The sequence below is a fragment of the Lysinibacillus boronitolerans JCM 21713 = 10a = NBRC 103108 genome (assembly GCF_000772935.1).
Lineage (GTDB): Bacteria > Bacillota > Bacilli > Bacillales_A > Planococcaceae > Lysinibacillus > Lysinibacillus boronitolerans.
Map to the genome: position 1 here is coordinate 20,624 of NZ_JPVR01000065.1, position 25,398 is coordinate 46,021.

The window sequence follows — 25,398 nt, forward strand, 5'->3', positions numbered from 1 at the left end:
CTAAAAGCAGTCTTTCGCTACATAGAGGTGAAGAATAAATGAATTATAATGAACAGGGCATCCAAGCATTTCAAGAAAAACGTTATGAGGATGCTGCTCAACTATTTACAAAAGCAATTGAGGCAGAGCCTGAAAATGCTCTTGGCTATGTAAATTTCGGCAATTTATTAGCCGTATTAGAGGATACTGAACGTGCAGAACGTTTCTTCCAAAAGGCAATTACTGTGGATGAATCAGCAGCTACAGCCTATTACGGTCTAGCCAATTTATATTACAATGCTGAACGCTATGCTGAGGCTGTGAAGCTATATGAGCAAGCGCTAAAACATCATATTGAAGGTGCCGATGTCTATTATATGATGGGGAAATGCTTTGAACGTATGGATAACACAAAATTGGCATTACCTTATTTACAACGTGCTGTAGAAATTGCTCCAGAGGATACACAGATTCGTTTAGCCTATGCGATCGTACTATGTGCATTAGAAATGTTTGAGGAAGGGAAGAAGGAGTTGGATCTCTTGATTGAACAGGATTGGAATAATGCAGATGCACATTATAATTTAGGTGTACTATATGCCGTGTCCACTGAACAAACAGAAGATGCAATGTATCATTTGAAACAAGCCTTTACATTACAACCTGAATATGACCAAGCGCGTTATATTTACGATATGATTGCTCAACGATTTAACTGATAGATAATAAGCAGCGAGTGAATGTTGATTTACATTCTTGCTGCTTTTTTATTGATTTTATCTAGTAAAACAGAAAAACATCGTTTATTTTTTCATAAATTGAATCCCTTCTCTTTTATTTCTAGTTCAAACTTGGTAATGTATGTCATGCAGGAAAGGAAAAGGTGACAGAATGAATAAAGTATTTATGGCACTATTACTTGTAACAGCACTTGCTGCAATTGAAGGAACGATTGTAAGTACTGCTATCCCAAGTATTACGGCTGATTTATTAGGTGTAGACTTAATAAGCTGGATCTATTCCGCTTATTTACTAGCCTCAGCCATTGCGGCGATTATTTTTGGTAAATTAGCCGATTTATTTGGCCGTAAACGAATGATTATTACAGGTATCATTATTTTTTTAGTAGGTTCTATGTTATGTGGTTTAGCTCAATCCATGGAGCAATTAATTGTTTTTCGAGCAATTCAAGGTATTGGCGCAGGTTCAATTTTGCCCATCACATTAACAATGGTTGGTGAATTATTTAAGACTGAAAAAGAGCGTGCCAAAGGACAAAGCTATTTAAGTATGGTATGGGGCGTTTCTGGTGTTGTAGGTCCATTATTTGGAGGGTTTATTGTTGACCAAGTATCTTGGCATTTTATTTTCTTCATTAATGTACCGTTTGGTTTAGCCTCTATTTATTTAATTGCTAAACATTATAAAGAACAACTAGAGGCAGTGAAGCGTAAAATTGACTACCTAGGTGCAGTATTTTTTACAATTGGCATGGTTGCGCTACTGTTTGTGATTATCGAAAACAGTAAAACACAAACTTGGTTATCAGGTCAATCGCTGCTAATGTACGGTGTTGCCCTTGTATTCTTAAGTATTTTTATCTGGGTGGAGTTGCGAGCAGAGGAGCCAATTATTCCGTTAACATTGTTTAAAAATGGACGTCTAATGGTCATTAATGCATTAACTTTAAGCGGCATGTCTATTGTCATTGGTGTGACGGTTTATATTCCAATATTTGCCCAAAGTGTTTTAGGCAAAAATGCAACGCAGGCTGGTTTATTATTAACACCAATGTCTATTTTTTGGACGGTGAACTCGATTATGGCAGGTTATTTAATCGGTCGTTTAACAAATAAACGCATTATCCAAATGGGTACGATTTTACTTGTTACGGGTACATTATTGTTGGCAAGACTATCTTCCGGTTCTAGTGATTTCAGCGTTTATTTCGCTTCATCATTAATTGGACTAGGGATGGGCTTTATTATGCCGATGTTGATGATCTCCATACAAAAGGTGGCAGATCCGAAGCAGCTTGGTATATCAATTGGTTTGAACTCCTTTACGAATACATTTAGCCAAGCGATTGGGGCAGCACTATTTGGTATGATTTTCAACCTAGCAACGAGTGAAAAAATGGCTTCATTAGGAAAGGGTGAAATTCAATTAAATGGTGAATTTGCAAAAGGTGGCTTTAATTTAGAAGAAGTAAGCTTTTTAAAGGACACTATTGCGAATGGCGTCAGTTATGTATATATAGCTACCTTTATTTTTGCTATTTGTGCTCTGATTTTCTCCTTTTTTGTAGCAACGAAATCCATAAGGAAGTCGCAATAGCGAAATACAATAGAATCCACCTCACATTCTGTGGTTAAGCAGTGTGAGGTGGATTTTTCATTTGATGACCAAATCTCAGCATGGATTTACTTTTTAAATAGCGCATCATCCATTATTTTATTGCCAGGTAGTTCCGTTAAGTATTTCGCTAGATGTGCGATTGGGGTACTGTCTAGCAATGAAGGTTCGGCTTCATTTTCTTTTAAAATATTGATTTCCTTGTTCAGTCGCTCCATTTTTCGATCTAATTCAGCTGCTTGTAGGGCAGCTTCCTTTAATTCATGTCGAATATGCTCAGGTACTTCTTTATTGTACTTATAATAAATTTTGTGCTCTAAGCTTGCCCAGAAATCCATTGCAATTGTACGAATTTGAATCTCTGTATAGACCTTTTCCATATGGTCTGACATAAAGATCGGGATTTTAATGATGAGATGTAAGCTTTGGTAGCCATTTTCTTTTGGATTGGCTATATAATCCTTCACCTCAACAACTTCCATGTCATGCTGTGCTTGTAACATGGCGCTTACCTTGTAAATATCCTCCACGAAGGAACAGGTGATGCGAGCACCAGCTATATCACGGATATTTTCACGCACCGCCTCAATTGAAGGAGGAAGCTCTTTTTTCATCATCTTCGTTAAAATACTTTTCGGTGATTTTACACGTGTCGAAATATGTTCAATTGGATTATATTCATGAATTAACTTAAATTCTTCTTGTAAAATATTAATTTTCGTTTCCACTTCCTGTAGAGCAAATTTGTAAGCTAAAAAGAAGCGTGTTAATTCAGTTTGAAATGATTTTAAAGTGTTTACTTCTAGTTCAGTTTTCATCGTTGTTAAATCCTTTCTTTTTCGGTTTGTTCGATTTTTATTTTTGTATGGCAATGAGATAGCCGATAATTGGCGAAATTCCATAGCCATATCAGCCACTAAAAATAATTTGATCCACATCTAGGACTGGAGCTAAATGAAGGCTAATATAAGTAGTGAAATGTACTGCCATATCGAATTTACTATAGCTCTCCATAAAATAATGGTGGATAAACATGCAAACCCAGTGATTTGCGCTGTATTTGGTTGCATTAATAATATACCTTCAATTGAGGAACATGAATCCTATCATACATGATAAATATTTATTTATTGAAAGCATCCATAAATAAACAATTAATATAGGCAAAATAAAACTAGCCAGATAAAAATGAATCGGACCTAAAGTTATCCATCAATGAACACCCTCTATACCATTAAACCAAAAGGGCATAATGCGTAAAATGATTAAAACAGATCGGATAGAAAGAGGGCTTACATCTAAAGATTTAAGGGTAGTTTTTGTTGAAATAACACAGCAAAAACTAATACCTGAACATATTCTGTATTCAAAATAAAGCCTATGCCATGAGAGATCATGGTGAGAGCATCCCTATAAGAAGGGCGGGAAGCATAAAAAATAATGTAGGAAATGTTGAGTATGTAGTTTAGTGATAGAACCCCCCTATGGTTTATGCTATATAATATATAACTTACATGACAATGAAAAGGTTTCGGTAATAGGGGGAAGGAATTATGCAGAAGAGGGTTTGAGGGTAAAACAAGGGAAGCTTTCCGTCCCTTGTTTTAACTAATTATTTCAGCATTTAAGTTATAACGTTTATTAAACTCATCAACGAAAACTTGTAGATCAATATAGGTTCCGATATAAGGCTCTGTTTCTTGATCGCGTAAGAACCCACATGTTGCCTTTAGTGATTTTGAAAATTCCAGTAGCATTTGTTCGTTGTCAAGCTGCACATGAATCGCAAGAGAATGATCTTTTTTATTCACTTTAAAATACTTACCATCTATGATTCTCTCTAAATTTGTTTCGTGAAATGGAAAAACATAATCCTTATAAATAAGCTTCACAAGATCCCGCCTTTTTTACAATATTCTACTACATCTGTATAAGGTAAATTGCCCCCAAAAATAGAGAGCGCACTTCCTATTGTTACATGAAGTTTTCCATTGGCTAATTGATTAAACTTTTCTAAGTCTTCAATTGAACGAACGCCGCCTGCATAGGTAGTCGGAATAGATGTCCAGGCAGCTAAATCCTGTACCAAGCTTTCCTGCATGCCACCCTTTTTTCCTTCAACATCGACAGCATGTATTAACAGTTCATCACAAAAATCTTCAATATAGGCAATGGACGCTGCATTGACTTCGAAATGACTAAATGTAGTCCATTTATCTGTCATGACAAACCACTTCCCGTCACGCATCTTACAGCTGAGATCGATGACGAGGTGCTCTTTACCTATTAATTGATTTAAATGCTTTAAACGAGCTAAATCGAGCTGACCATCATGGAAAATATAGGATGTGACAATGACATGCGAAGCACCTGCGTCAATATACTTTTGAGCATTGTCAGACGTGATGCCCCCACCAATTTGTAAGCCTTGAGGATAGGCTGTTAAAGCGGATAGGGCAGCATCTTCATTACCTGAACCGAGCATGATAACGTGTCCACCTGTTAAACGATCTTGGGCAAACATTTGTGCATAGTAGCTAGCGTCATGCTGAGAAATAAAGTTTTCTACAACTGCTTGATTCGTATACCCTAAAGTACTCCCTACAATTTGCTTTACTTTGCCATCGTGTAAATCGATGCAAGGTCTAAATTCCAATAATTTCACAATCCTTCCGTGCAACTAATTCTTCTTAATCATAGCATGGAATAGAGGATAAAGGCAGAGAATTGTCATTTGTCAAAAAAATGTAAAAATAATAAAGCGAATATATATTTGTCTGCGATATTTTCATGGGGCTATGGTAAAATAAAAAGATTGAAAACTATAGAAAGGACGGACCGAACATGACAGATCATTTAGATTTATTTGAACTTAATAAATTTTTTATACTCGGACGTCCGATCGTCTCTATCTTTCATAATGCGCAAAATATGTATTCGATTGTACGTGTGAAAATTCAAGAGACGAATTTGCAATATGAAGATAAAGAAATTATTGTTGTTGGTTATTTTCCCCCACTACAAATGGATGAGCAATATCGATTTACAGGTATTTTAAAACAGCATCCTAAATATGGTGCTCAATTTCAAATTGAGACATTTACGAAAGAGGTACCTGCCACCGAGCAAGGAATTATTCATTATTTATCTAGTGACCTATTCGTTGGAATCGGGAAAAAAACAGCTGAAACGATTGTTGAAAAACTAGGTGCTAATGCACTCCGTGTTATTTTAGAAGATCCAAGTGCACTCGATGCTGTTCCGCGGCTATCCGCTGAAAAAAAAGAAGTTATTCATCGCACTATTGAGCAAAACTTGGGCTTAGAACGGGTCATGATACAATTGAATGAGTGGGGATTTGGTCCACAGCTTGGGATGAAAATTTATCAAACCTATCGAACAGAAGCCATTGAATTACTAACAGAAAATCCATACCGCTTGATTGAAGATGTGGAAGGGGTTGGTTTCTTTCGAGCCGATGAGCTAGGTGCGAAATTAGGTATAACCGGTAAACATCCTGATCGTGTCAAAGCAGCGATTTTACATATTTTAAATACAGCTGCTTTATCAGATGGACATGTCTATCTCGATGCAGAACATGTTTTACCGCTCGTTAAGGAAATGCTTGAACAAAGCCAACGACAGGAGATACCGTTCGAGGACATTTCTCAAGCCTGTATTGATTTGCGTGAAGATGGCAAAATTTGTGGTGAAGAGACAAGGTTATATTTGCCATCACTCTATTTTTCAGAGGTAGGGATTGCATCGAAAATCTTATCGCTTATCGAGCGGAATAATAAGGCTGAACATTTTAGTAAAGATGAAATTCGAAAAGCCATTGGAGAAACAGAGGAGTTACTCAATGTTACCTATGCAGAAACACAAGCGAATGCCATTGAACAGGCTTTAAATTCAGCTGTTATGATTTTAACGGGTGGTCCTGGTACGGGGAAAACCACTGTTGTACGGGGAGTCGTGGAAGTTTATGCAAAGCTTCATGGCCTATCCTTAAATCCAAAAGAGTATGCCCAAAAAGAGGAGCCATTTCCGATCATTCTTTGTGCGCCGACTGGACGTGCTGCTAAACGATTAGCCGAATCAACAGAGCTTCCAGCGATGACCATCCATCGACTGCTTGGCTTTACAGGGCAAGAAAAAGAGGAAGAGACAGAGCGGGAAGTGACAGGGAAGCTGATTATTGTGGATGAAATGTCCATGGTTGATACATGGCTAGCCCATCAATTATTAAAAGCTTTACACGAAGATGTCCAGGTTGTCTTTGTAGGAGATCAGGATCAGCTCCCACCGGTGGGTCCAGGACAGGTGTTAAAGGATTTATTAGCATCCAAGCAGCTACCAACTGTTGAGCTAACAGATGTTTACCGACAAGCAGAGGGCTCAACGATTATTGAACTTGCCCATCAAATAAAAAAAGGAACGATTCCAAAAGAGTTAACAGCTAAAACTTCTGATCGTTCGTTTATTAAGGCTTCAGCCGATCAAGTTGCCAACGTTGTTACACAGGTTGTCAAAAGTGCTGTCGCAAAAGGTCAGGAAATCCGTAATATTCAAGTGTTGGCGCCCATGTATAAAGGACCAGCTGGTATAGATAATTTAAATAAAATGATTCAAGAGCTTATTAACCCAAATGATACTGGAACACGAAAAGAGCTGGTCTTTGGGGATGTAACCTATCGAATAAAAGATAAAGTCCTTCAATTAGTCAATCAACCTGAAAGTAATGTCTTTAACGGAGATATGGGTGAGGTCATTAGTATTATTAAGGCAAAAGAGACGGTAGAAAAACAAGATTTACTGATTGTATCCTTTGATGGCATTGAAGTAACCTATCAACGAAGCGATCTCAATCAATTGACACTAGCTTATTGTTGCTCCATTCATAAATCTCAAGGCTCTGAGTTTCAAACGGTCATTATGCCTGTCGTTAGAGGGTATTCCAAAATGCTGCGTCGTAATCTATTATACACAGGGATTACACGTGCAAAAAACTTTTTGATTTTATGTGGGGAACCAGATGTGCTTGCGGATGGTTTACAACGTACAGATGATCTACAGCGTTTCACCTCTTTACGTGCAAGACTTAACCCAATGGAAATTGTTGAAGAACTTGTGGAAGTCGAGGCAGTTTCTTTAGAAAATGAAGGGATGCAGGAGCCTGTTTCCATTGAACAAAAGCTAACAGTAGAAACAGCCCCTTATATTCATCCAATGATTGGTATGAATGATGTCTCTCCATATGATTTTTTAGATGACTAAAATAAATATCTATCTATAAGTACCCGATTAGACTGTCTAATCGGGTTTTTCTAATTGATCATATCGTCACCTAATATTTGGACATTTCATATACTAGATAAGTACAAAAACATAGGGAATGTATAGGGGTGACAGAATGCCAATAATGACAGGGCAGCAGTATATTGAACGAATTGATGCTTTAAAAACGTATATTTCGCTAGATGGGAAAGTCGTAACAGGAAAGGTGTCAGAACATCCTGCCTTTAAAGGAATTATGCAGAGTCAAGCGAAACTTTTTGATTTACAACATCAAGAGGCACTTCTTGAAAAAATGACCTATGAATCGCCAACTAGTAAACAGAGAGTTGGCATGTCCTTTCTTCAAGTAATGACGCCAGAAGATCTTGTGAAAAGGCGCCATGCAGCAAGGGAATGGGCATTATCTTCTCATGGCTTTATGGGAAGAAGTCCTGATTATATGAATACAACATTAATGGCCCTGGCATCAGCAGCAGACTTTTTAAAAGAAAAGCCAAATTGTTTTCCAGAGCATTTGCTAAAGTTTTATGAGTATGCTCGTGAGAATGATATTACGATGACACATACCTTTATCGAACCACAGGTGAATCGCAAGCGCTATTACTATGAGGATGAAGAAGTGACCATTGCTGCTAAAATCATTGGGAAAACAAGTGAGGGCTTAGTCATTAAAGGGGCAAGATTACTAGCGACACAGGGTGGCATAACAGATGAGCTTCTTGTTTTATCTACAAATGGCTATGATGAAGGAAAGGGATTTGGCTTTTCTATACCGAGTAATACGAAGGGGTTAAAATTTTTATGTCGACAGTCTTTTGTAGGTGGACCTTCTACTTTTGATCATCCTTTGAGTGCTCGTTTTGAAGAAATGGATGCGATCGTTGTATTTGATGATGTAGTTGTTCCATGGGAGCGCGTTTTTTATTATGAAAATGTCGACGTTGCAAATCAATTTATGAATGTCAGTGGCTTCCAGGCTTATGGTTTACATCAAGTGTTGTCTCGCCAAATTGCCAAGACTGAATTTGTACTAGGGGTTGTACAATCGATTGTGGACACTATTAATATCGGTGAATACCAACATGTACAACAAAAAGTAGTGGACGTAATTGTTCCATTAGAAACGATGAAAGCATTGTTAATTAAATCAGAAGTGGATGCACATAGGGATATGTTTGGCTTTATTCGACCTGATCTCTCAACATTACAAGTGGCTATTCAAATTTTCCCGAAAGTATATCCAACTTTTACGGAAATTATCCAGCAACTAGGGGCAAGTGGCTTGATGTCCATACCAACTGAACATGCATTTGCAGCAGATGAGGGTGACCTTGAACATTATTTGCAATCATTCAAAGATAAAGGTGAGGAGCGAGTAAAGAAATTCCGTTTAGCTTGGGACTTAACGATGAGTAGTTTTGGCACAAGGCAAACATTGTACGAACGCTTTTTCTTTGGTGATCCTGTGCGTTTATCTAGCCTGCTCTATCAATCTTATCAACGAGAGCATTTAGTGCAACGAGTGGAAGACTTTTTGAAAAATGATTGATTGACAGTTTTGAGGCAATCCGCTATGATGTGTAGGAACAAAAAAATAACATCCCTTCGTTAGGTGAGGCTCCTATGCTGGAGATACGCTACTACCCAAAAATGTCGAGAGACGCCAATGGGTCAACAGAAATCATCGAAATAAGGTGTTTTTTAACGTAGCTGGACATATTCCTATGCCGCATAGTGCTAAAACTCAACGTTTGAAGGTAACAAGCATGCAATGTTTTTAATTGCTATTTTTTGATATGTGTATTCAACACGCCTTCATTCGTAGAAGGCGTGTTTTTGTTATGAAAGGAAGGTGATGAGAAATGGATAGTAGTCCTGAACCGAATAAGTATCATTTAGGCAAACGGAAACACATAAAAAGTCATCGATTTCTGATCACCGACACAGACAAAAGGTGATAAAGGATGACCTTTTGTTTCCCTCAATAACAAAACACGAGGTGAAATGCAATGATTAAAATCCACTATTATAATAGCGGCAGCAAGACAGTCCAACATGATTTCAATATGATGGATTTCCAACTTCCTATTCATAACGGAGACTTATTATGGGTAGATTTATATGCGTATAGTTATAATGAATTGAATAATATAGCAGATGTATTTGGCTTTCATCCACTAGCTGTGGAGGATTGCTTACATGAGGGCTCACGTCCGAAAATGGATAGTTATGGTGATTATAAATTTTTTGTGCTTCATGCACCAATCTATAATGAAAAAAGTAACAATGAAATTACAACCGTTGAATTAAATATTTTTATGGGTCCAAACTATATTGTGACTGTGCATAAACAAAAGTTGCAATGGCTAGGCAACATGGAGAATGTTTGTATCAATAGTCCAAAATATTTGGAAAAGGGTACTGATTTTTTATTGCATACCATTATTGATGGAATTACAGACGAATACTTCCCCGTATTAGAACGAATTCGAGCACGTATAGATGAACTGGAAGAAGAGATTTATGATTATCAACCGAAAGTGGTGACTGAGGAATTTCTTGCACTGAAGCGGACAATTATTTTAATTCGTCAGGCCATAATGCCACAAAGAAGAATTTTTTCAACAACCAATGGCCAGTGGAAATTTGATATTCAAGAAGAAAATATTCCATTCTATAAAGATTTGAATGACCATCTAGAACGGATTGTCGACTCTACAGAGACTTTCCGCGATTTAGTTAACAGCACGCTTGATACGTATTTTTCAATAATCAGTGGTAAATCTATTGAAAAGCTGAATTTATTAACGGTCATTTCGACAATTATGTTGCCGCTATCTGTAATTACTAGCTTTTTTGGTATGAATGTACCTTTACCTTATCAGGATTCACCCTATACAACTATTGCTATCAGCGCCTTTTTAGTTATATTTACGTGGGGTATGTGGGCATATTTCAAAAAAATGATTGCTTAGTTTGTGTTAGTCATACTAGTACTAATTGACAGCGCAATAGATTTTTTTTATAATTTTCGATAGAAAAAGTAAAAACGATGATGGAAAAAGTACGTATTTGTGTGTGGACAAGAAAGGGATTTCTAGGCTGAAAAAATCCTCACAGCAGCAAATGCCGAAAGCTACTCCAGAGTGCAGCTAATCCCTGCCGTTCACTGACGTTACAAGTGCTAAAGAGGTAAGTAAAAATTTTTACTTACAACTAGGGTGGTACCGCGAGACTAATGACAAGTCCTCGTCCCTTTTTTGGGGATGAGGGCTTTTTTTATTTTCTTCGGTAAATCGCAGGATTCGTATCGTGATTTTACAATATTAAATAGGAGGAATTTATCCAATGAAAGCAGTAGATATTCGCCGTATGTATTTGGAATTTTTTAAAGAAAAGGGGCATCATCATGAGCCATCAGCACCACTTGTGCCGATAAATGACCCATCACTCCTTTGGATCAACTCAGGTGTTGCAACATTGAAACCATATTTCGATGGCCGTATTATTCCTGATAATCCACGTATTACCAATGCGCAAAAATCAATCCGAACGAACGATATTGAGAATGTTGGGAAAACAGCTCGTCACCATACGTTCTTTGAAATGTTAGGAAACTTTTCTATTGGTGACTACTTTAAAAAAGAAGCGATTCATTACGCTTGGGAATTTTTAACAGATAAAAAATGGATGGGCTTTGATCCAGCGTTATTATCCATTACGATTCACCCAGAAGATCAGGAAGCATATGATGTTTGGCATCAGGAGATTGGTATTCCAGAAGAACGTTTAATTCGTTTAGAAGGAAACTTCTGGGATATCGGAGAAGGTCCATCTGGTCCAAACTCTGAGATTTTTTATGATCGCGGTGTAGAATACGGCTCAGATGAGAATGATCCTGAAATGTATCCAGGTGGGGAAAATGAGCGTTATCTTGAAATTTGGAATCTTGTGTTCTCTCAATTTAACCATAATCCTGACGGTACTTACACGCCACTACCAAAGCAAAATATTGATACAGGTATGGGCTTAGAGCGTATTGTATCAGTCGTTCAAAATGTACCAACGAACTTTGATACAGATTTATTCATGCCAATCATTGAAAAAATCGAGGAATTTGCCAACCGTAAATATAAGCGTCCTGGTGAAGTGGATTTAAATGAAATCTTTGGCTCAGAAGAAGATATTAATACACCATTTAAAGTGATTGCAGATCATATCCGTACAGTAGCATTTGCAATAGGCGATGGTGCCCTGCCATCAAACGAAGGACGTGGCTATGTATTACGTCGCTTACTACGACGCGCTGTTCGTTATGCTAAACAAATTGGTATTGAAAAACCATTTATGTTTGAACTTGTACCAACTGTGGGTAAAATTATGGAAGACTTCTATCCAGAAGTTACGGAGAAATGCGAATTTATTCAACGTGTCATTAAAAATGAAGAAATTCGTTTCCATGAAACATTAGATGGTGGTTTGACTATCTTTAATGAAGTAGTGGAATCTCAAAAAGCTGCCGGTCATGATTACATTCCAGGAGCAGATGCTTTCCGTTTATATGATACTTACGGATTCCCAATCGAGTTAACGGAAGAATATGCAGAAGAAGTAGGCATGAAAGTAGATCATGAAGGTTTTGAGGCAGCAATGGAAGAACAACGTGAACGTGCGCGTGCTGCTCGTCAAGATGTTGACTCTATGCAAGTACAGAATGAAGTATTAGCAAACTTAACGGTGGAAAGTGAATTTGTTGGCTATGATACGTTAACAGCTAGTACTGAAATCGCTGCAATGATCGTCAATGGTCAAGTAGCAAAAGTCGCTTCAGAAGGTCAAGAAGCATTGGTTATTTTAGCGAAGACACCATTCTACGCTGAAATGGGTGGCCAAATTGCCGATAGTGGAACAATTTCAAATGATAGCTTTACGGCTATTGTAAAAGATGTTCAAAAAGCACCGAATGGTCAACCGCTTCATACGGTAGTAGTTGAATCTGGTGAAATGCATGTGGAAGATGCAGTGCAAGCAGTGGTCAATCGTGATGATCGTAATTTAATCATTAAAAACCATACAGCGACACATATTATGCAACGTGCATTAAAAGATGTGCTAGGCGATCATGTGAACCAAGCTGGATCATATGTAGGCCCTGATCGTTTACGCTTTGACTTCTCTCACTTTGGTCAAGTTACAAAAGAAGAATTACAACAAATTGAACGTATTGTAAATGAAAAAGTGTGGGATGATATAGAGGTCGTTATTGAAGTAAAAGGCATTGATGAAGCAAAAGCAATGGGTGCCATGGCCTTGTTCGGTGAAAAATATGGAGATGTTGTACGTGTAGTATCAATCGGAGATTATTCAATTGAGCTATGTGGTGGTATCCATGTTAAACGCTCTTCTGAAATTGGCTTCTTCAAAATTGTTTCAGAAGGTGGTATCGGTGCAGGTACTCGTCGTATTGAAGCTGTTACAGGAAAAGTGGCTTATGAAGCAGTAAAAGAAGAAGAAGCATTATTAAATGATGCAGCAGCATTACTAAAAGCAAATGCGAAAGATATTGTCACAAAAGTACAGGCATTACAAGCCGACTACAAAGAATTACAACGTGAAAACGAAGCATTATCTCAAAAAATTGCCAATGCACAGGCAGGGGCAGTTGTGGATGCCGCTCAAACAATTGGAGATGTAACAGTGCTATCTACAAAAGTGGAAGCGAAGGATAACAATCAACTTCGTCAAATGATGGATGACCTGAAAGCGAAGATGCCAAAAGCAGTCATTGTTCTTGGAGCAGTTGATGGTGAAAAAGTTATGTTATGTGCTGGCGTTTCAAAAGAATTAGTTGGTGGCAATTACCATGCAGGGAATATTGTGAAAATGGTTGCAGAAGCATGTGGTGGTAAAGGTGGCGGTCGTCCAGATATGGCGATGGCAGGTGCAAAAGATGCATCAAAACTTGATGAAGCACTACTTTCTGTGTATGATTATGTTAAATCCATTTAATTAATTCACCAAAACATGTTATAATAAAGAGAAATTGGAGATGAGCTTGTTTGCACATCTCCTTATTTCTGAAAGCGAGGTGCTGGTCATGAGTTCATTTGATCAAACGATGAAATTTAATTTTCCAGAAGAATCAATGGAACAGGAAGTCAAGCAGGTAATGTTGAAAGTTCATTCTTCGTTAGAGGAAAAGGGATATAACCCTATCAATCAGATTGTTGGTTACTTACTTTCTGGTGATCCGGCGTATATTCCTCGCCATCAGGATGCTCGTAATTTAATTCGCAAGCTTGAGCGTGACGAAATTCTAGAGGAGCTTGTTAAATTTTATATTAAAAAGAATAACGAGGACTAGAAATGAGAATTATGGGATTAGACGTTGGGTCAAAAACTGTGGGTGTTGCTGTAAGTGATGCACTTGGTTGGACTGCCCAAGGTATTGAAACCGTAAAAATTGATGAGGCTAATGGTGAGTTCGGTATTGACCGTATCGCCGAGCTAGTAAAGGAATATACTATAACAGAATTTGTTGTAGGATACCCAAAAAACATGAATAATACGGTAGGACCGCGTGGTGAAGCATCCGAGAACTATAAAAAGTTGTTGGAAGAAACATTTTCACTACCCGTCAAGTTATGGGATGAACGTTTAACGACGATGGCTGCAGAACGTATGCTGATCGAAGCGGACGTGAGTCGCAAAAAGCGCAAGCAGGTCATTGATAAAATGGCAGCTGTGATGATTTTACAAGGCTACTTAGATAGCAAAAATTAATTGATGAGGTGACAATGCATGGCACACGAGCATAACCATGAAGAAGAACTACATGTTCAACACATTACAGTGATTGACGAGAACGGAAACGAGCAGCTTTGTGAAGTGATTCACGTTCATGAATCTCCAGAGTTTGGCAAATCATATGTATTTTACTCAATGGTAGGCGCAGAGGAAGACGAAGATGGCTCCGTTGAAATCTTCGTATCTTCATTTGTACCATCTGAAAATGGTGAAGATGGTGAATTAACACCAATCGAAACTGAAGCAGAGTGGGATATGGTAGAGGACGTTTTAAACGCTTTAGAGGATGAATACGAAGACTAAACTTCTAACTCAAAGCTTGGAACAAGGATCGCAGCTTGCAGTCCTTGTTCCTTTTTTATTGACACTCTTCTATATGTAGAAGAATTGTTGGGACCTGCTCATAAAGTGAGGGGATTCGCTCAGAAATAGAGTGAAAGTGCTCTAAGAATGTGAGAACCCGCTCAAAAGTAGAGAAAAAGCGCTCCTAAACAGGGAAAACCGCTCAAAAATTGGAGAAGCTATCTAAAAAGTGCCTAACCTCAAAAAACGATTTAATAAATGACATCAAATTGTCATAAAGGAGGAAACTGTATGAATGAAGAAACGCAAGAATTTATGATCATTGGGAAAGATGGTAAGGAACAGCAGTGTCGTGTGGTCTTTACCTTTGATGCGGAGGACAAGTCCTATGTGTTATTTTCCCTTGTAGATGAAACAGGTCAAGAAATCCCAGGAGACCTTTCGGCGATGACTTTTGATTACGATGATAATACAGGTGAGATGACCAATTTACAGCCTGTTGAAACAGATGCAGAATGGGAAATGATTAATGAAGTGGTATTAACATTACTAGATGAATTTGAAGAAGAACCACAGCTAATTACTGTGACGGACGAAGAAGGAAAAGATCAAGTGTGCGAAGTCATTCATACGTTTTCATCTGAGCATTTTGGTAAATCGTATGTATTATATGTGCCAGCAACAGAAGAACCGATTGATGAGCGTGATATTTTTGCTGCCCAATATATAGCTGGAAATGAAGGTCAAATTGAAGAGCTATACCCGATTGAGTCAGATGAAGAATGGGAATTTGTAGAAGAAGTATTAAACACTTTATAGAATGAACTATTTCTAGAATGCTCAAAAATCTGCTAACGAAAGTTGTTGGCAGATTTTTTACATATGTAATTTCTCCTGAATTGTCGATTTCTGTTTGTCGTGAAAGTTGATTTCTAGTATGATATTGAATAGTGATAGGGGGGAAACCCGTGGATAACGGTTCTAAAAAACAAGAAATGTTTTCAAAAATGCAAGAAAGAAAATCTGAGGTAAAGATCGTGAGAAAAATCGTCGCAATTATTGCCATTGTTTTCGTACTAATAATTGGAGTTGTTGGTTTATTTGGGTACAATTATGTAAAAGGTGCTTTAAAACCACTGGACCCTAATGCAACGAAAACAATTGCGGTAGAAGTACCAATTGGCTCTAGTTTGTCCTCCATTTCAACACTACTAGAGAAAAAAGGTGTCATAAAAGATGCACGTGTTTTTAAATACTATGCAAAATTTAAAAATGAATCACAATTTCAAGCGGGAAATTATGATTTAACACAGGCAATGACATTTGATGAACTCATTGAAAGCTTGAAAACAGGGAAGGTATATCGTAAGCCTGTCTTTACGATGACAGTCCCAGAAGGCTTAACACTTGAACAAATTGGGAAAGTGATTGAAAAGAAAACACCGTACACACAAAAAGAATTTATGGATCTTGTGACGAGTGACACATTTGTTCAACAAATGATGGCTAATTATCCTGAGCTAGTTACAGAGGCTGTTTTAGCTGACAACATTCGCTATGACTTAGAGGGCTATTTATATCCAGCTACGTATTCTTATTATGAAGAAAAACCATCTTTACAAGCGATTGTAGAAGAGATGGTAGCAGCCATGAACAATGTGGTGAAGAACTATAGTGATGTTTTAGCTGAAAAACAAATGTCCGTACATCAGCTATTAACATTTGCTTCATTATTGGAAGAAGAAGCGACTGCTCAAACGGATCGAGAGACTATTGCAAGTGTCTTCTATAATCGAATCAATGAAGGGATGCCACTCCAAACAGACCCAACCGTGCTCTATGCACTGGGTGATCACAAGGATCGTGTTCTATATGAAGATTTAGAAGTGGATAATGCCTATAACACTTACAAAAATAAAGGTCTACCGCCTGGTCCAATAGCGGGGGCAGGTAAAACTTCGATTGAGGCATCATTAAATCCAAGTCAAACAGATTATTTCTACTTCCTAGCAGATAAAGAGGGTGTCAACCACTTCTCAAAAACCTATGATGAGCATTTGCAGAAGGTAGAAAAATATTTACGAAAAGAAGAATAAACGTATAGGAAGAACAAAAATCATATAGCAAACAGATGGATAGAAGGAAAGAAAAATAGCTTTCCTTCTATTTTCATGCTATTATAAAGTGTGATTTTTGATCAATCCGTTCATTTATGCGGGACAAATATGCGTGGTGGCAATTGTTTGAGCATATCGAAGCAATTGCTCATTTTTGTATGGCGAAGTACCAAGACATCACGTTTGGTCTTTTTCTTTTTGTTGATAAATGATGAAGTACAGACAACGACAAACGCTCGTTGCCTTTTAAATGAGGGTGGAAACAATGGAATTATCAGATGCATATATACAATCATTTATACAGCCACGTAATGAATTGCTTTTAGAAATGGAAGCATATGCGGAGGAGAATCATGTACCGATCATGCAACTAGCAGGTATAGATGCATTAAATCAGCTGTTGCGTATTCAAAATCCGTCAAAAATTTTAGAGATAGGTACGGCAATCGGTTACTCTGCTATTCGTATGGCTGAGGCATTGCCTAATGTCCAAATTGTTACAATTGAACGTGATCAAGATCGTGTAGCAAGGGCAAAAGCCTATATTAAACGTTCGACTGTATCAGATCGAATTACGGTCATTGCGGGTGACGCTTTAGAAGTGGATGACGAGGCTATTAACACAACATTCGATGCTGTCTTTATTGATGCTGCGAAGGGACAATACCAACGCTTTTTTGAAAAATACGTGCCTTTAGTAAAATCAGGTGGGGTATTATATATCGATAATATGTACATGCATGGTTTGTCTGATTTAGAGTTGAAGGATGTTCCACGTCGTAAGCGTACAATGATTCGCAATTTAAAAAACTTCACGGATTGGATTATGCAGCACCCAGATTATACGAGTGCTTTTTTACCAGTCGGTGACGGTTTATTACTATGTTTGAAGAGGTGACTACTATGAAAAAACCAGAATTGCTTGTGACACCACAATCATTAGAACATATAAAAGCACTTTTAGCAGCTGGAGCAGATGCTTTTGTTATTGGTGAACAACAATTTGGTCTACGTCTAGCAGGAGAGTTCTCAGTTGAGGAAGTTGAAGAAGCGACGAAGCTTATTCACGAAGCGGGTAAAAAGGTGTATGTTGCAGTCAATGCACTTTTCCATAATGAGAAACTAGAGGCACTTGCTGATTATTTAAAAGAAATGCAACGTATCGGAGTGGACCGTTTAATTTATGGTGATCCAGCGGTACTTATTATTCGCCGAGAGCAAGGTGTCACAATTCCGTTACATTGGAATCCAGAAACGACAGCCACAAACTGGTTTACGGCCAATTACTGGGGGAAACGTGGTGCAACGCGTGCCGTGTTAGCACGTGAACTTTCTCTTGATGAAGTATTAGAAATTAAAGAAAATACTGAGATGGAGATTGAAGTACAGGTACATGGGATGACATGTATGTTCCAATCAAAACGTCCATTACTCGGCCATTATTTCTTATATCAAGACAAAGTAATGGCTATTGAAAATCGTCAAGAAAATCGTAATATGTTCCTACATGATGATGAACGGAATAATAAATATCCAATATACGAAGATGTAAATGGTACACATATTTTTAGTCCAAATGATATGTGTATTATTGATGAGCTTGGCGATTTATTTGAGGGTGGCATCGATGCGCTGAAAATTGAAGGGGTACTTCAAACGCCCGACTATGTAGTAAAGGTAACAGAAGCTTACCGAAAAGCGATCGATACGTATTTTGACGAGTCAGAAGAGGCATATGAAGAGATAAAAGATGATTTATTAGCAAAAATTGAAGATATTCAACCAGCCATTCGACCATTAGATACAGGCTTTATCTTCAAGGAAACAGTTTACTAGGAGGGGGCAATAACATGGCATTAGCGTTAGAGCAAAATGACAAAATCCGTGAGATTGTCGACGGTAAACGTGTCATTACTAAAAAACCAGAGCTACTTGCCCCAGCAGGTAGTTTAGAGAAATTAAAAGTAGCAGTCCATTACGGAGCAGATGCTGTATTTATCGGTGGGCGAGAGTTTGGTCTACGTTCGAATGCGGATAACTTTTCAATTGAAGAAATGCGTGAAGGTGTAGAATTTGCCAATCGATATGGTGCGAAAATATATGTAACGACAAATATTTTTGCCCACAATGAAAATATGGATGGTTTAGAGCGTTACTTAAAGGACATTGAATCAGTCGGGGTAACTGGTATTATTGTAGCAGACCCACTCATTATTGAAACATGTCGCACAGTAGCACCTAAGCTTGAAATTCACCTTTCCACACAGCAGTCACTGTCCAACTGGAAGGCCGTGCAGTACTGGAAAGAAGAAGGCTTACATCGTGTCGTTTTAGCACGTGAAGTAGGCGGAGAAGAAATGAAGCTGATGAAGGAAAAGGTCGACATTGAAATTGAGGCCTTCGTTCATGGTGCAATGTGTATTGCCTACTCTGGGCGTTGCGTTCTTTCTAATCATATGACAGCTCGTGACTCAAACCGTGGGGGATGCTGCCAATCATGCCGCTGGGACTATGATCTATATGAATTAGAAGATGGTGAAGAAAAAGCACTTTTCGATGATAGCCATGCGCCATTTGCGATGAGTCCAAAAGATTTAAAATTAATTGAAGCAATTCCTCATATGATTGAGCTAGGTATCGACTCGTTAAAAATTGAAGGTCGTATGAAATCCATTCACTATGTAGCAACAGTCGTTACTGTGTACCGTAAAGTGATTGATGCTTATTGCGCAGATCCTGATAACTTTAAAATTAAACGTGAGTGGCTAGAGGAATTAGACAAATGTGCCAACCGTGATACGGCTGAAGCATTCTTCCATGATGCACCTGGCTTTGAGGAGCAAATGTTTGGTGTGCATGGTCGTAAAACAACCTATGAATTTGCTGGTCTTATTTTAGATCATGATCCAGAGACAAAAATAGTGACAATGCAACAGCGTAATTATTTTAAACCTGGAGACGAAGTAGAATTCTTTGGTCCTGAAATTGAAAATTTCCGTATAACAATGGGCGAAATTTGGGACGAGGATGGCAATAGCCTAGATGCAGCCCGTCATCCATTACAAATTGTTAAATTTAAATGTGATACACCATTGAAGCCGCATAACATGATGCGAAAGGAGAATAACTAATGGCAGTGAAGCGTCCTGTTGTCATCGGAATCGCGGGTGGCTCATGCTCGGGAAAAACGAGCGTGACGCGCGCTATTTATGATGTTTTCCGTGAGCATTCTGTTGTGGTGATTGAACAAGATTTTTATTATAAGGATCAAAGCCATTTAACATTTGAAGAACGCTTAGGAACTAACTACGATCATCCTTTAGCTTTCGATAATGATTTATTAATTGAGCACATAAAAAAGTTGTTAGTGCGTCAACCAATTGAAAAACCTGTGTATGATTACGTCCAACATACAAGGGCAGAAGAAGTTATTCACGTTGAACCAGTAGATGTTATTATACTAGAAGGTATTCTAGTGCTAGAGGATGCTGATTTACGTGATTTAATGGATATTAAATTATTCGTGGATACAGATTCTGATTTACGCATTATTCGTCGCATTATGCGTGATATTAAAGAGCGCGGTCGTACAACGGATTCGGTAATTGAGCAGTATTTATCGGCAGTTCGACCAATGCATAATTTATTTATTGAACCAACGAAACGTTATGCTGATATCATTATTCCTGAAGGTGGGGATAATGAGGTAGCAATTGATTTAATGGTAACGAAAATTAAAACTATTCTTGAAACCGACAACGTATTGTAATAAGATAGAGTGGTATTGACAATATTTACATGCATATTTAAAAAAAGCATGCATACTATTAGGTCAAAGCGTAATTTGAAAACGTTTAAAAATAATAAAATTCGATTAAATGCAACTTCCACGCATTTAGTCGAGTTTTATGTTTTTATATTGAAGAAACAAGGAGTGAAGGACTTTGGCAAATGAAAAACAGTACCCTATGACAGCTGAGGGAAAACGTAAATTAGAAGAAGAATTAGTAAAATTAGAAACTGAAACACGTAAAGAAATCGTTGAACGTATTAAAATAGCACGTGATTTTGGAGATCTTTCAGAAAACGCTGAGTACGATTCAGCAAAAGAAGAACAAGCCTTTTTAGAAGGTCGTATTTCTACTTTAAAATCAATGATTCGTAATGCAGTGATTATTTCTGAAGACGAGACAGATAACAGTGTAGTATCACTAGGGAAAACGGTTACATTTGTAGAAATCATCAATGGTAAGCCATCAACAGATGAAGAATCATATACAATTGTTGGTTCTGCTGAGGCAGATCCTATGGAATTCCGTATTTCGAATGAATCACCAATTGCAAAAGGTCTACTTGGTCGTGCTGAAGGTGAAGAGGTTGTTGTTCAAACACCTGGCGGCGAAATGAAAGTGAAAATTCTTTCAATTAAATAATATGACTATGTACAAGCAGTTAGCCCTTGGCTGACTGCTTGTGCCATTTTTAGCATGAAAACTAGTGTAGTAAAATAGTGAGGTATAATTATTTTGCAAGTGCTGTCGAACTTGATAGAATAATGCCTAGAGAGGGGGAGACATTATGAGTGAACGACAAACTCGAAGTGGTCGTCATTTGCAGCCATCTCGTAATAAAAAGCTAGATAAACTATTGAATGTGTTAATTGGTGTTGTGGTTGTACTCATTATTATCACAGCAACCTATGTGTTTAAATGGCAAGATGATGCAGATCAAGCAGTGAAAGATGAACCAGCTCAAGAAGAACAGAGCGGTGATAATGAAAAAGAAGTAGAGAAAGAACCGACGGATGAAGAAAAACAAGATCTTGCTGTAGAAGAAGATAAACCTTCAGAGGAAGAATCAACACCTGAGGTATCCCAGGAAGAACAAAGCGCAGCAGAGGAATCAGCATCAGATAATCCGATTGTTGAGAAGGTCATCACGAATAAAAATTGGCAGCCAACACCTACAACACAAACAGGTCAGCATGTGTCTTCATATAATGACAAGTCTGTAGACTGGGCTGAGAAAGTAGCAACAGTATCTACTGTAACAGGTATTGACCAAAGCAATATGATCATTTGGCGTATGCAAAATAATGGTGGTCCTAATTCATCCATTGCTACTGTTTCGACCAATGATAAATCTCAAATGTATCGTGTAAGCATGGAATGGGTTGATAATGAAGGTTGGAAGCCTGTGAAGCTAGAGCAACTAAATACATTAGAAGGCGCCTATTGACGAAAATCACTCTTTTGATTATTTTTAATAGAGTTGATAAAGAAGGGAAGTAACAGTACATGAAAATTGCAGTAATTGGCGCAATGGAAGAGGAAGTGGAGCTTCTAAGAGCAGCATTAGATAATGCACACAGCACAACGATTGCAGGTAGTGAGTATACAACAGGAACGTTTGAAGGGAAGGAAGTCGTATTATTAAAAAGCGGTATTGGTAAAGTCAATGCTGCTATGTCTACGACAATCCTTTTACATGAGTTTAAACCAGATGTTGTCATTAATACAGGCTCTGCAGGAGGATATGATGAAGCTCTTGAGGTAGGCGCTGTCGTTATTTCTGATGAAGTTCGTCACCACGATGTAGATGTCACAATCTTTGGCTATGAAATTGGACAAATGGCTGGTATGCCAGCAGCATATAAATCAGATGAGAAATTGATGCAGGTGGCTGAGGAGGCTGTGAAGGCAGTTGGAGAGCACCAGTATGGCGTTGGTTTAATTTGCTCTGGGGATGCTTTTATGAATGATCCTGAACGTGTAGAGGCTGTTCGTCGTCATTTCCCTCAAATGAAAGCTGTAGAGATGGAAGCGGCTGCAGTTGCACAAGTTTGTTATCAATTTGCTACACCATTTGTAGTCATTCGCGCATTATCAGATATTGCAGGTAAAGAATCGAATATTAGCTTCGATGAATTTTTACCAGTTGCTGCAAAACATTCGACACAAGTCGTATTAAAAGCAATTTCCTCACTATAAACTACACAGAATGGTCAAAATGTGTGGTTGATTCTGTGAGAAAAATCACAGTTCATTGAAAAAACAAATGCTACACTGACATTAATAAATCTCTTCATAATAGAATGGGAGGCATTCATGATGTTATTTTTAACAGCAGGTGTAGTCATTATTACAACTTTAATAGGTACGTTGATTTCAGCAGAACTCTCTGAATCAGCACATTAGTATGACGGGAAAGCTCCTTTGCGACATAAACATGTCGCAGGGGAGCTTTTTATATGCCATGAAATAGGCATATTCTTCCGCCATTGATGATTGAATTTTTTTAATAACCATTTTACAATATATTATTCGATAGTTTTTTGGTCTCGTTTATACAATTGATAAAGTTTAATAAGTGCCCGTTTTTCAATGCGAGATACATAGCTACGTGAAATATTTAAGCGTGCTGCAATTTCCTTTTGCGTAAGTGCATCCTGTTGATTTAACCCATAACGGAGTGTCACAATTTCGAGTTCACGTTCATCGAGCATATGCAAATAGTGGTAAAGTTGTGCTACATGCTCTTTATGCTCTAGCTTCTCTGTGGCACTTTCTTCATCACACTGAAGTAGATCACGAATTTGCAATGCGTTTCCATCTTTATCAGTTCCAATCGGCTCAAATAGCGAAACGTCTTTTTGCACTTTCTTTTGGGTGCGTAGATGCATTAAAATCTCATTTTCTATGCAACGAGCTGCATATGTGGCAAGTCTTGTTTTTTTATCAGGGGTATAGCTCTCAACGGCTTTCATTAGTCCAATTGTTCCAATGGAAATATAATCATCGAGTTGCTCATGTTTTGGATGGAATTTTTTAACGACATGCGCGACAAGTCTCATATTACGTTCTATTAGATCAAGACGCGCTTGCTCATCGCCACCTAAAAATCGTTCAATACAAGCAGCTTCCTCTTCTTTTGAAAAGGGTTTATGGAATGTTTGCCCCTTTAAATAGCCAAGCAACGCAGGGATTTCAAGCCATAACTGCAACATCGATGTAAAAATTCCGCTCATTGAATGATTTCATCCTTTCCCCATTTTTCGACAGTATATGTTTAAAAGCCGTGGGAAATGAAAAAAGTGCAACAGCAAATGTGCTGTTACACTTTTTTTAACGTAAATGTACTAATCATGAGAAAAGCTAAAATGGGGAAAAGGAAAAGATAAAATGCCGGATGGAACGTATAAGCTGCGAAATACGTTAAAGTTAAGAACGTACCTGCGGCTGTAATTGGTAAACCTGTGAAATAACCGTTCGCTTCGCTAATATTGAAGCGAGCTAAACGCATCGCGCCACAGACGATAAATAATACGGCCATCATCATGCCGACAAAACCAAAATCAACTAGAACAACTTCATACATTAATAATGCAGGCGCCACGCCAAATGATATAATATCACTCATAGAATCTAATTGTTTACCTAATTCAGACACTTGTCCGAGCGCTCTCGCTACCTTACCATCGTAGCGATCAAGAAGAGCTGCTATAAAGATAAACAAGACACTATAGCTATAGTATTCATGTAGAGTGGCCATAATAGCCGCGCCTCCAAAGGACATATTACTAATTGTTATGAAGTTAGCTGCGTGCGATTTCATTTTCTTAACCGTGGTATCCACCAACTTGTGATAAAAAAACAAGGGGGATCACTCCTTTGCACTTAAGATATTGTACCATTATACTTCGAATGCGAAAAAATTGACAGTCTAAATTAATGGATAGGGGTTTTACTGTATGAAAGAAAAACTATATCAACGCTTGATAGAACTAACGAATGGAAAGCAATCTTCCAATCTTTTGCAAGCAATTGCAAAAGCGAAGTGGAGTAAACGTATAATTCCAAGCTACATGAAGTTATACGATATTAACCTTGAAGAAGTTTCAAAAAAACAACAACAATTTTCGTGTTTACATGATTTTTTTACAAGAGAACTTATTGAAGAGGCTCGACCTATTGAAAAAAATCCAACTGTATATGCAAGCCCTGTGGATGCTAAAGTAGAATCCTTTGGTCGTATTGAATGGGATATGACATTTCTTGTGAAGGGTAAGCCTTATGCATTACAAGATTTACTCGGCAATACAGAACGAGCTGCACAATATGCAGACGGACATTTTATCGTTTTTTATTTAAGTCCGGCTGATTATCATCGTATCCATAGCCCGATAGATGGAGAAGTTTTACGCCAATATACACTTGGTCAGAAATCTTATCCTGTGAATCAGCTAGGTCTTACATACGGTAAAAAACCAATTTCTCATAATTATCGTTTAGTAACTGAGCTGAAAGCAGCTAATAATCAGCATGTTGCCTTTATTAAAGTGGGTGCGACCTTTGTGAATTCAATTGTACTCACAAATACAACAACGAAATGGCGTAAGGGGCAGGAAGTTGGTTATTTCTCATTTGGTTCCACTGTTGTAATGCTATTTGAAAAAGATACCATTAAATTTACGGATAATGTTGTAAAAGGAAGCCCAATTCGAATGGGTGAAGCCTTTGCAAATATGCTATAATGGTCG

At 37.9% G+C, this 25,398-nt stretch carries 24 protein-coding genes, 1 riboswitch and 1 other annotated feature; of the genes, 19 read left to right on the forward strand and 5 right to left on the reverse strand.

Translation table 11 applies throughout. The features are described 5' to 3' along the window. The first annotated feature begins 38 nt into the window (after positions 1-38). Both CD31_RS05585 and CD31_RS05590 read left to right on the forward strand, forming a co-directional pair. Positions 39-698, forward strand: coding sequence for a tetratricopeptide repeat protein (locus tag CD31_RS05585; protein ID WP_016991615.1), 660 nt, complete (start codon positions 39-41; stop codon positions 696-698). Positions 699-870: 172 nt separating this feature from the next. After that, positions 871-2,316, forward strand: coding sequence for an MDR family MFS transporter (locus CD31_RS05590; RefSeq protein WP_016991614.1), 1,446 nt, complete (start codon positions 871-873; stop codon positions 2,314-2,316). An 86-nt stretch (positions 2,317-2,402) separates the two neighbouring features. Here the strand turns inward: CD31_RS05590 and CD31_RS05595 are convergent, their stop codons facing one another. The 3 genes from CD31_RS05595 to hisA form a co-directional block, all read right to left on the reverse strand. Continuing rightward, positions 2,403-3,152, reverse strand: coding sequence for a GTP pyrophosphokinase (locus CD31_RS05595; RefSeq protein WP_036076297.1), 750 nt, complete (start codon positions 3,150-3,152; stop codon positions 2,403-2,405). Between the two features lie 786 nt (positions 3,153-3,938). After that, complete coding sequence (locus CD31_RS05600; protein WP_016991611.1) at positions 3,939-4,226, reverse strand: hypothetical protein; 288 nt, start codon at positions 4,224-4,226, stop codon at positions 3,939-3,941. Further along, entirely contained in the window at positions 4,223-4,990 is a 768-nt protein-coding gene (gene hisA / locus CD31_RS05605) for a phosphoribosylformimino-5-aminoimidazole carboxamide ribotide isomerase (RefSeq protein WP_036076247.1), read from the reverse strand. Before hisA ends, CD31_RS05600 begins: the two co-directional genes overlap by 4 nt. 188 nt (positions 4,991-5,178) lie before the next feature. Between hisA and recD2 the strand changes: the two genes are divergently transcribed. From recD2 to mtnN, 16 genes are all read left to right on the forward strand, one after another. Beyond that, positions 5,179-7,611: an SF1B family DNA helicase RecD2 gene (gene recD2, locus CD31_RS05610; protein ID WP_036076248.1), complete on the forward strand. Its 2,433-nt coding sequence runs from the start codon at positions 5,179-5,181 to the stop codon at positions 7,609-7,611. A gap of 136 nt (positions 7,612-7,747) precedes the next feature. After that, positions 7,748-9,181, forward strand: a complete 1,434-nt coding sequence (gene hpaB, locus CD31_RS05615) for a 4-hydroxyphenylacetate 3-monooxygenase, oxygenase component (RefSeq protein ID WP_036076249.1) — start codon at positions 7,748-7,750, stop codon at positions 9,179-9,181. A gap of 48 nt (positions 9,182-9,229) precedes the next feature. Continuing rightward, a riboswitch (M-box (ykoK) riboswitch) is annotated at positions 9,230-9,395 on the forward strand. A 246-nt stretch (positions 9,396-9,641) separates the two neighbouring features. Beyond that, positions 9,642-10,607 carry a magnesium transporter CorA family protein gene (locus tag CD31_RS05620; protein ID WP_036076250.1) on the forward strand — a complete coding sequence of 322 codons (966 nt, stop codon included), beginning with the start codon at positions 9,642-9,644 and terminating at the stop codon, positions 10,605-10,607. A 68-nt stretch (positions 10,608-10,675) separates the two neighbouring features. Beyond that, positions 10,676-10,892, forward strand: a binding site (T-box leader). 88 nt (positions 10,893-10,980) lie between these two features. Beyond that, positions 10,981-13,641, forward strand: coding sequence for an alanine--tRNA ligase (gene alaS, locus CD31_RS05625; protein ID WP_036076251.1), 2,661 nt, complete (start codon positions 10,981-10,983; stop codon positions 13,639-13,641). Positions 13,642-13,729: 88 nt separating this feature from the next. Next, positions 13,730-13,996 carry an IreB family regulatory phosphoprotein gene (locus CD31_RS05630; protein ID WP_004226839.1) on the forward strand — a complete coding sequence of 89 codons (267 nt, stop codon included), beginning with the start codon at positions 13,730-13,732 and terminating at the stop codon, positions 13,994-13,996. A 2-nt stretch (positions 13,997-13,998) separates the two neighbouring features. Then, positions 13,999-14,415, forward strand: coding sequence for a Holliday junction resolvase RuvX (gene ruvX, locus CD31_RS05635; protein WP_016994166.1), 417 nt, complete (start codon positions 13,999-14,001; stop codon positions 14,413-14,415). An 18-nt stretch (positions 14,416-14,433) separates the two neighbouring features. After that, positions 14,434-14,742 (forward strand): DUF1292 domain-containing protein, encoded by a 309-nt coding sequence (locus CD31_RS05640; RefSeq protein ID WP_016994165.1) that lies wholly within the window; start codon positions 14,434-14,436, stop codon positions 14,740-14,742. A 291-nt stretch (positions 14,743-15,033) separates the two neighbouring features. Then, positions 15,034-15,561, forward strand: coding sequence for a DUF1292 domain-containing protein (locus tag CD31_RS05645; RefSeq protein ID WP_016994164.1), 528 nt, complete (start codon positions 15,034-15,036; stop codon positions 15,559-15,561). A gap of 149 nt (positions 15,562-15,710) precedes the next feature. Next, positions 15,711-16,838, forward strand: a complete 1,128-nt coding sequence (gene mltG, locus CD31_RS05650; RefSeq protein ID WP_016994163.1) for an endolytic transglycosylase MltG — start codon at positions 15,711-15,713, stop codon at positions 16,836-16,838. A 286-nt stretch (positions 16,839-17,124) separates the two neighbouring features. Continuing rightward, positions 17,125-17,757, forward strand: coding sequence for an O-methyltransferase (locus CD31_RS05655; protein WP_036076252.1), 633 nt, complete (start codon positions 17,125-17,127; stop codon positions 17,755-17,757). Positions 17,758-17,762: 5 nt separating this feature from the next. Beyond that, positions 17,763-18,695, forward strand: coding sequence for a peptidase U32 family protein (locus tag CD31_RS05660; RefSeq protein WP_036076253.1), 933 nt, complete (start codon positions 17,763-17,765; stop codon positions 18,693-18,695). 14 nt (positions 18,696-18,709) lie between these two features. Beyond that, on the forward strand, positions 18,710-19,990 hold the full coding sequence (locus tag CD31_RS05665) for a peptidase U32 family protein (protein WP_036076254.1): 1,281 nt from the start codon (positions 18,710-18,712) through the stop codon (positions 19,988-19,990). Then, on the forward strand, positions 19,990-20,628 hold the full coding sequence (gene udk, locus CD31_RS05670) for a uridine kinase (protein ID WP_004226858.1): 639 nt from the start codon (positions 19,990-19,992) through the stop codon (positions 20,626-20,628). Before CD31_RS05665 ends, udk begins: the two co-directional genes overlap by 1 nt. Before the next feature lie 175 nt (positions 20,629-20,803). Next, positions 20,804-21,292, forward strand: coding sequence for a transcription elongation factor GreA (greA, locus tag CD31_RS05675; protein ID WP_004226860.1), 489 nt, complete (start codon positions 20,804-20,806; stop codon positions 21,290-21,292). A 145-nt stretch (positions 21,293-21,437) separates the two neighbouring features. Continuing rightward, positions 21,438-22,097: a YrrS family protein gene (locus CD31_RS05680; RefSeq protein WP_036076255.1), complete on the forward strand. Its 660-nt coding sequence runs from the start codon at positions 21,438-21,440 to the stop codon at positions 22,095-22,097. Positions 22,098-22,156: 59 nt separating this feature from the next. Continuing rightward, complete coding sequence (gene mtnN, locus CD31_RS05685; RefSeq protein WP_036076256.1) at positions 22,157-22,849, forward strand: 5'-methylthioadenosine/S-adenosylhomocysteine nucleosidase; 693 nt, start codon at positions 22,157-22,159, stop codon at positions 22,847-22,849. Between the two features lie 329 nt (positions 22,850-23,178). On the opposite strand, the gene sigK is transcribed toward mtnN, so the two are convergent. After that, positions 23,179-23,886 carry an RNA polymerase sporulation sigma factor SigK gene (sigK, locus tag CD31_RS05695; protein WP_004226867.1) on the reverse strand — a complete coding sequence of 236 codons (708 nt, stop codon included), beginning with the start codon at positions 23,884-23,886 and terminating at the stop codon, positions 23,179-23,181. 86 nt (positions 23,887-23,972) lie between these two features. Beyond that, a complete protein-coding gene (gene pssA / locus CD31_RS05700; protein ID WP_052125329.1) occupies positions 23,973-24,473 on the reverse strand; it encodes a CDP-diacylglycerol--serine O-phosphatidyltransferase in 501 nt (166 codons plus the stop codon). A gap of 136 nt (positions 24,474-24,609) precedes the next feature. On the opposite strand from pssA, the gene CD31_RS05705 reads away from it, so the two are divergent. Beyond that, on the forward strand, positions 24,610-25,392 hold the full coding sequence (locus CD31_RS05705; protein ID WP_016994154.1) for a phosphatidylserine decarboxylase: 783 nt from the start codon (positions 24,610-24,612) through the stop codon (positions 25,390-25,392). The last annotated feature ends 6 nt before the right edge of the window (positions 25,393-25,398 follow it).